The following is a 7,928-nucleotide window of genomic DNA, read 5'->3' on the forward strand; positions in this document are numbered from 1 at the left end:
CCACCATGTGCTGGAACGAATTGCTAAGGCCGACACGCTGGAGAAGCTTGAAGCCTTGCTGCCCTGGAATGCCGAGTTGTTGGCTTTGAAAAAAGTGGCTCAATACGATTAGGGCAAGTGGGTCGATTTAACGGCGCTTACTTCAGATCCACCATTGGACCATTGAGCCGCCACCTAATGACATTTCCCCGTCCACTGTATTTTCTGAACAAACGAGACTCTCTCCCAAAAATGTGGTTGAGAGTCTGCGACTGATGGCACTTGGCTACGACACGAACCGAATTGAACACTGCTTGCGGCTTGAAACCGGAGAGCTTGCTGACGTTGAAACTTTTGTGGACCGAATCAATGCGAGTATCCGCTTTAAAGTCTTCGACCCTCAAAAGGGTAAAAAGACCTACCTTTATGGGCGATCATTACCCAAGTACTTATTGAAGTCTCGCCCACCTGGGGTTTGGCCAAGATTACTCGAACTCACTGAAAGGCTGCCGTCGAGAGACCAGCTGAGCGATAGCGGGTTTCTACCTTCGTTGGACCAAGCCTCAAACCTCATCGGCAGAAACGGCCATCTGCTGACAAACCTGCCAGAAGAGTCACGCCTACTTCGGCTTGTTGTTGACTGTTTCGGGCTGCCAGAGACCAGTTACGTGGCTTTGATAAAAAGTCGGCCAGAAGAATCCCAGCGTGCCGACAATTTATTGCTCGACGGCGGATTCTCACGGGCAAACGATGTGACGATTTCACTAGATACCTTCAACGAAGACTATGGCAGGCCCTTTGGGCGAGCAAGATCCTATGCGGGCTTGGTGCTAAGGAAACCTGCCGTAGGGCCACTCCATGACGGCCTTGAGCTGGTATTAGCCTATATTTCAGTGGCTGCTGCTTATTGTCCACGAACAAGACCCCTTTCACCTCAACCGACAACCCGGCCAATTCACTCGAGGTGAAATTGATCCGGGTCGCCGAGCGGTACCTCTTTTAACTCCAAAATTGTGATAACGGGCTTTTTGTTGCTGGCGTCTTGCTGAACCAGTGCCTTGAACTCAATTTCGTTGCGGTTTGCATAAGCTTGCGCCAGCACGCGGAGAGCCTCTAAATCATGGCATTGTGCTTGTACCCGGCTACTACCTGGCAGTTGAAGGTCTTCTGAGACAGACTTGCTGATCCACATCGTTACCGAACCTTTGACTTCATCGAATCCAAGCGGCCCCCCAACTCCGAGAACAGTGGCTTGCGCGGCTTGGTCAATCGTCAAAGAAGGCATTACGCCTTGTATGACCAACCCTCCCAGGTCATCCATGCCAAACCGAACAACAAACCCTCGGCTAATTGACCTACCTGCAAAGTTGGCAGCAATGCCCTCACCGACTTCTTTCAAAAAAGCTTTCTCGGCTTCTGAGAGCAGATGCTCTGTCTCTTGTTCATCAAGCGACCTCTGCTTCACCCATTGGGCCAGTATAAAGCGGGCTGCCGCCCTGTATAACGACACATCTGATGAAACCACTTCCGGACCGATGAGCCGGACCACATGAGTGGCAGGGAATTCAATTCCGTTTTGCGATTCGACCCTAAGCCTGAACTCAAGAGCGACGTCCGGTGTTTTCCGAAACTTTGCAAAGTCACTCAGCGCAACCACCATCGCATCCTTTAACTTCTTCTGCATCGGAAGCGCGATGGAGCTCTCTTCTTCGAATTCAAGAGCACCATCGGCGGCAAATACACTCGGCGCGCTTGAGGGGTGGAGCACCAGAACTGAGGTATCGAAAAATTCACCAACGTTCGAAGTCGTCATGACAACAATTCCCGAACCGATTTGAACACATTCCAACCACCGGACGATCTGTTAAACTCTGGCACTTGTGGCGCCAAGCCATCCGGCACCGCTGACGTAAATAAAAGCCGACAGAGAAATCTCTTTGTTTCCATATGCCTTCGGTTTGCAACAAGCAATTCATTCAATTTTGAAAGGCCTTAGTGTGGGCTGACTCTTTAGAGAGTAAAATTTTCGTTTAGTTATGTTTAACGGAATGAAATATACCCATCGAAACAAAAGCAATCCATAGTGCGTAACGAAATTAAACGCATAGAACTTTAACTCGTCAACAAAGCAAGCAAATCATCTGAATTGTTAATCTTACTTCGCTCATCAGGCAAGTAAATCGGCTGACTTGAAATTTGACTCAGTAAAAATGCCATTTGATAATTTAATAATGAAGTTCAGGCAAGTTGCTTGGTTATGTTTTTTAGGATACAAATTTAAGACATAGCGTTGGCCGAAAAGTAACTGTTATACAGATACCATGGGCAGAACATGAAAGCAAATTGTTCCACGACGATACAGAGTCTCTAAGTCGGCAGAACAACTCTGCCCACACGAACTACCTCTTCCATACGAACTTGTTTCAGGGTTCTTGAAAAATTTCCATGTGGGCAATCATGGCGAGCAGTTTAAAGGTCGCATAAACTACCATTGAGGAAAAATCATCGATCACTGTCGAGTCTCATATATGTAAGACTTGTTTTACATATATGTAACTCACTTCTGAAAATCACTATTCCACGCGCGTATGTCGCTCGTAGCTGCTTGCAAGTGCGGCTGAAGAGCACTTCGGATAGCACTTCAAATACTTGAAGGTTTTTATAGACAAAACGACGACGACAATATTAGTGTAAGGTAAAACCACCCATCGTTAGCAGTGCTTATGTAGCGAGGCAGGCAGGCTCAAAGTGTGAACAGAATTCAAGGCTCGCTGTTGGCTATAAATGTCGTTAAAGGATCTGCACAATGTCATCAGAATCGACCGATCGAACGTTGACCCAAAATGATCAAATAGGCCTACGTACGGTAATCAGAATTATGGATAAGTGGGGACTAGATACGGCGTGTCAGGCGCAGCTAATCCACGTTGATAGTGAAACACTGAGCTCACCCCAGTCATTGCCGTGCTTCAACAATGAGCAACGCTCGAGGGTTTCGTATCTGCTGAACATTCACGCCTCGCTTCGAGACCTTTTCCAGAATCCTGAAAATCAGTACGGATTCATGAGCGCAGTTAACCACAACCCGCCGTTTTATGGCCAATCGCCTTTGGATTTGATTCTCTCCGGTGAACCATCTGCCCTCAAGGAAGTTTTCTACCACCTAGAGCGCGTGAAATATGGTCAGTGATAAAAGCGAGGCCCTGAATGCACTCGCCGATCAACTGGGACTGAATCGTCATGAGCTGGAAAAGGTTGCCGTCTTCACCCATTTTTCGGAAGCCGAAGTCAGGGAATTAATGAAGCTATTGAGATTGCGGCTTAATGCATTGGTAGGAAATGACCGAGAGAACATGGCGCATTGGATGCGCACTTACAATTCAGGTTTGGGTGCGATGCCATTGGAGCTGATCCGGACGCCCGAAGGTGTAAGGGCAGTTCTCAATTATTTGGATTTTTTCGTTACTCGGTAGCCCTAGTAAATTAGAGGCTTTCACAGGTCTAGAAATTTTACCGTATGTAGTGGTCAACTAATCCAAGAAGCTCTTAGCGAGTTTTGTCTCTAAACCATCGAATCAAACTGTCCGTGTAGCCTCTGGTCATATCGCTTAAACCATCAATGGTTTCTCGATCGAGAAACTCACGGAGTCCTGGCCGCTCACCCAAACAATGGGTTACAGCGCGCATTTCTGTTGGGTAAAGAGATGGGTGGACACTGCAACTGGCGATTGATCGCAACAGCTCAGAGGCGCGCCTTTCAGGAGTTGGCATTGAAATCTCAGACAAAGACGCGATTCGCATATCGCACTCAAGGGCATATCGAATGTCTTCTTCAAAACGCCACTTCAGATAATTACCGGCTTCATTCTTTGGCGCTTCAGCTATCTTGCTGTTAATCAGCTCCCTTTTATTTTTTAAAGCTCTTCGAACCGCACTTTGAAGATCGTCAATTCGCGCATGAGCCAGTCGTTCCCAAAGTCGCTGTTGCTCACTCCTCACAAGCCCCTTGACCCACATCGTCGCGTTACTGGTTTGCATTGCGGCGAGAATGGGTGCGCCTGTCCCAAAGACCCAGGCGCCTGCAGGGCCGAAAGTGACTAAGCCTACAGCCGACCCAATCGCAGCTCCACTTCCCGCCAGACCGACCCTCACCATACCGTCCAGTAGCACCTGCTCGACCAACTGGTGCCGCGTCAGAGAGCCATCTCGATAAGCGATGAGACCTCGAGCAATACTGATGGCTCCGGCTGAAGCCATACTCGAGGAGTTCAGCATCTGATCGGCTGCATTTAACGACGACTCTGCCACTTCTGTTATTACCTCACTGCTTAACCCCTCGATAAAAAAAACGTGATCGACCAAGTCGTCTGGAATCTTTCCGGCTAGGTCGGAGTTGGCAAAAACCGGGTAATCGTATCTGTCAAAATGTTCACGAATTCCCTGAAGGGATTCATGAAACTTCACCTGAAAAGGCTGCCCATCAACAATCAAGTCGAACCCCGGTGTATTTGATGCCTCAGGAAAGCTCACAGTGTGGCCCGACGAGACCAGGTCGGCCGCTACAGCTCTTTCTGCCACATAGCCTTTTAACTGACTAATGCCACCCAACACCGCGCTATCTGACCCGCTCAGAATCTCGGAAGCCACCTGGGCAAACTCCACATATCCGTCAATCTCTGCGACCCTTGAAAAATCAACCGCTTTGATTACCTCCGGATCTATTGCTGCTGCGCTATATAGCATTTCACCCACGGTTAAGGCGCTAAAGACACCAGCGTTTACGCGTTCCTTTTCCGACTCAGAATGACCAGCTTTTCGCTTCCTGGGTTCAGAAACATCATCCTTAACGGCGGCTTCCATAAGATGCATTACTTTCTCTGCCGGCTTTTCTGGGCTTGCCCCCCATAACGCTCGCAATAATTGCCATTCGTCATACCAGGCATCTCGGTGCTTATCGCTCAGTAGATCATTCAGCTTGTCACTGCTGATCAGTCCAGGAACACGACGAAAACTAGCGCAGATTCTCTCCAAGCCAGATGAGCCTGTTTGCAAACCTTGGATTACCAGCATGGCAACAACGCGCGAGGCAATAGAAAAATTGGCTTTCTGGCGAGCAGATCGAGCCAGCCACCACGCACCCCCGCCGGTTGCAGCAATAATCGAGATGGGGTTCGATATTACGGAGACAAACGAAACGAGCCCTGGCCCTGTAACCATCGGTATAAAAGCCGAAACCTGTGCCGCAAGAATATAAGCAGAAAAACCCGCTGAGCTGACTCCAATACCAAAAAGGCTCAAACTTCCCCCGAGGAGCAGCGAATTTTGAATGGTTTTATCATTCGCATCGTTAGCGCCTGTATCCTCCAACAAAGCTTCACGGTCTTTCTTTGAGAGAGTTCTGAGTGAGATGAGCGCCTCGGCCAGCCGTTCTCGGCGATTCTCGCGGCCGACCGATGAGCCCTCTTTCGGCTGAGAGCATTCAAGCAACTCATCTAAGACAGGGAGCACAATATCGGAGAGTCTCGTCGCCGGCTGGCCAGCGCTCAGCCAACCTTTTTCACAAAGCCAACGCTTGCCTGACTTAATTGCGCCTGGTGGGTCTAGATAACTAATAAGTTTTGCGGTGACATCATCACCCAACAGAGCACAGCCTCGATGAGTTGCGCTCAATCGCGCAGGTAACTCAAGTGCACTGCGGAGATGGATCCAGAGTATGAGCCGCAAATCATCATCACTGAAATCGGACGAGAGCCACTTTGCCTGTGTATCCTGCACACCTCCGAAGTCCTCCTCCCTGCTGTCATTCAATGCTCGTCTCCAGCGATTCCACTCGAGATTCTCGAACTTTTTATACCAATGCTCAAGCCGGCGAGTAAGTGTGCTGTCTTCAAAGAGCGCAATGCAGGTTGCAAGTAGGTTTCGGTCGGCGCCACCAAGACCTGCAAGGATGTCGGCGGGCTTCAAAATAGGCTGCACGTTCACTAATTCCTGACTCAACAAGCTCTCCTTGCTATGCGGAATTCAAATGTGTCCGGCTTCTACCCCGTTTCCACGGACTATTTTTTTCATGGTTTTTCTAACGAGCCAATCATTTCTTGCAAATGCCACTTTCTCAACACTATAGATGATTGGTATCAATTACACTAAAGCGCTCTCGTTTCAGAAACCACTGGGTAACATGCATCACCCCACAGCGTACCGGGGTGATCCATCATGATCGTTAGGATGATGGGAACAAGCTTCGACATCAGCGCAACACAGTCACGCAACTGCTCGCGATTCACCGAGCTATTCCAGGTGGCCCCACCGTGAATGAGTTGATTACGGAGCGTGTAAAGGCGGCTGAGCGCAATACCAATCGACGTAGCCGTGTCCTGATGGCCAAGCGCCGCTTGCGCAGCTCTTCGAGCAGCATCAAATTGATCCCGCCATTCCTGCTCAGTCAGCTTTCCATTATGAAAGTCCCAGAAGGGCTGAAAAACATATTGATTGCTCAGCAAAAGCCGGATGCTTCTCGGAAACTCTGACCACGCCAGACCTTCAAGCTGCTTTTTATCGTCCAGATCGCAGAGTTTCTGCAGGAACTCCCGAAATGCAGACTGCTCGGATCGACGATAGTTCTCGTCAATCTCCGTTGCATATGCGGCGTTAAAGGAAATCCAGAGAAAGATAAACCGGCCATCCAGATCTTCGGCCTGCTCGGCTCGTTGCAACCAGCTAAGGGAACGGTGGACACGAAGAGAGAGATTGCTGTGAAAGCCCTCCCTCTCTGCTCGATGCCGCTGTTTCAGATCGTGGTAGTCCATTGGACTTCACCTCCTTGTGATTTAAGCGTCTCATCCACAGGCCGGGTATCTGATTTCGGAGCCTTAGAACGTAAACTCTGGCCCTACAGTAAAGACGTTTATATCGGTTTCGCCAAGCTCGTCTTCATCGCCAATGTTGACCAGGAAATCCCAGTCTGCCCTGAGACGTACATCTTCGGACAGTTCATAAGAAGCCCCCAGCCCCGTTCGGAACCCGACACCCGAATCGCTATCACTGGCTGAGAATGTCTGAAATCCATTGCTGGCAGCCACGTCATAGTTCAATCGCCACAAGAGTAAACCCGCCTTGGTGAAGACTTTGAAAGGCCCCGTTTCGGGCATACCTAACTGGAGAGTCGTATCCACGAAATGCCCGTTCACGGCGGCCGCCACGCCAATACCGTTGATAACGCCAGAGGCCTCGACCTCATCGATATACCTGTAACCGAATTCAAGGTTGGCAAAGGAACTCAGCTGACTGCCGCCGTGCACGCGAAGGCTCAGGGCACTGTCGTCGCAAGTACTTTCGCCACCACCACAGAAGTCATCAACTGTTGCCTGGCCTACAGACACCCCGAAATAGCCACCATCGCCTTCAGCTGCATGGGCTGCCGTTATCGAAAGAACAGAGGCAAAAATCAAAAACCACAGGGAAACTCTCATAAACCAATCCTTCTAGAGAAAATGATTGAGTCACCGAAAGCCTTGTTGGGATGACTCCGAGTGCACTCTACAAGCAGCTTCCGACAGACGGTGTCGCTGTACCAGATTTAGGCGAGAGAGGTGGAAAAATTGGATTTGATGAGCATTAGCAAGATGCCAGGAACCAATCGAGGAAGCGCCGCTCCTCCTCGGAGAACTCTAACCTATAGATGAGCACCATGCGCTTGAACCTTGCTAAATAGCCGCACCGACCCTGTGGTGGCAGCCACTCATTCGGAGGTCGGGCGCCTTTACCAGCTATAACAATATAAAATATCCCAAATGATCGTATGAGTGAGTCGGAGTCTGTCAACGTAGATGTCGCGTTTAAGTCATCAGCTCTTTAACAATTGGCCGCCTTTTCCGGGTTCAGAGTGACTGATTCCGGCAAGCTGAAGTTTCGGATATCACCAGACCAGCGACGCGGGTTCTCGGCTTTCG

At 49.6% G+C, this 7,928-nt stretch carries 6 protein-coding genes; 2 read left to right on the forward strand and 4 right to left on the reverse strand.

Going from position 1 to position 7,928, the window contains the following annotated elements; genetic code table 11:
- Positions 1–934: 934 nt before the first annotated feature.
- Complete coding sequence (locus AC13E3_RS08285) at positions 935–1,792, reverse strand: hypothetical protein (RefSeq protein WP_092033985.1); 858 nt, start codon at positions 1,790–1,792, stop codon at positions 935–937.
- A 1,065-nt stretch (positions 1,793–2,857) separates the two neighbouring features.
- Between AC13E3_RS08285 and AC13E3_RS08290 the strand changes: the two genes are divergently transcribed.
- Both AC13E3_RS08290 and AC13E3_RS08295 read left to right on the forward strand, forming a co-directional pair.
- Positions 2,858–3,169, forward strand: a complete 312-nt coding sequence (locus AC13E3_RS08290) for a hypothetical protein (protein WP_254775544.1) — start codon at positions 2,858–2,860, stop codon at positions 3,167–3,169.
- On the forward strand, positions 3,159–3,452 hold the full coding sequence (locus AC13E3_RS08295; protein WP_092033980.1) for an MbcA/ParS/Xre antitoxin family protein: 294 nt from the start codon (positions 3,159–3,161) through the stop codon (positions 3,450–3,452). Before AC13E3_RS08290 ends, AC13E3_RS08295 begins: the two co-directional genes overlap by 11 nt.
- Positions 3,453–3,525: 73 nt before the next feature.
- Here AC13E3_RS08295 and AC13E3_RS08300 read toward each other — a convergent pair whose 3' ends face one another.
- The 3 genes from AC13E3_RS08300 to AC13E3_RS08310 all read right to left on the reverse strand — a co-directional run bounded on the left by AC13E3_RS08300 (position 3,526) and on the right by AC13E3_RS08310 (position 7,448).
- A complete protein-coding gene (locus AC13E3_RS08300) occupies positions 3,526–5,976 on the reverse strand; it encodes a PDDEXK-like family protein (RefSeq protein ID WP_092033977.1) in 2,451 nt (816 codons plus the stop codon).
- A gap of 146 nt (positions 5,977–6,122) precedes the next feature.
- Positions 6,123–6,785: a HEPN domain-containing protein gene (locus tag AC13E3_RS08305; RefSeq protein WP_092033975.1), complete on the reverse strand. Its 663-nt coding sequence runs from the start codon at positions 6,783–6,785 to the stop codon at positions 6,123–6,125.
- 63 nt (positions 6,786–6,848) lie between these two features.
- Complete coding sequence (locus tag AC13E3_RS08310; protein WP_092033972.1) at positions 6,849–7,448, reverse strand: outer membrane beta-barrel protein; 600 nt, start codon at positions 7,446–7,448, stop codon at positions 6,849–6,851.
- Positions 7,449–7,928: the final 480 nt, after the last annotated feature.

The sequence above is a fragment of the Marinobacter sp. L-80 genome, from assembly GCF_056859395.1.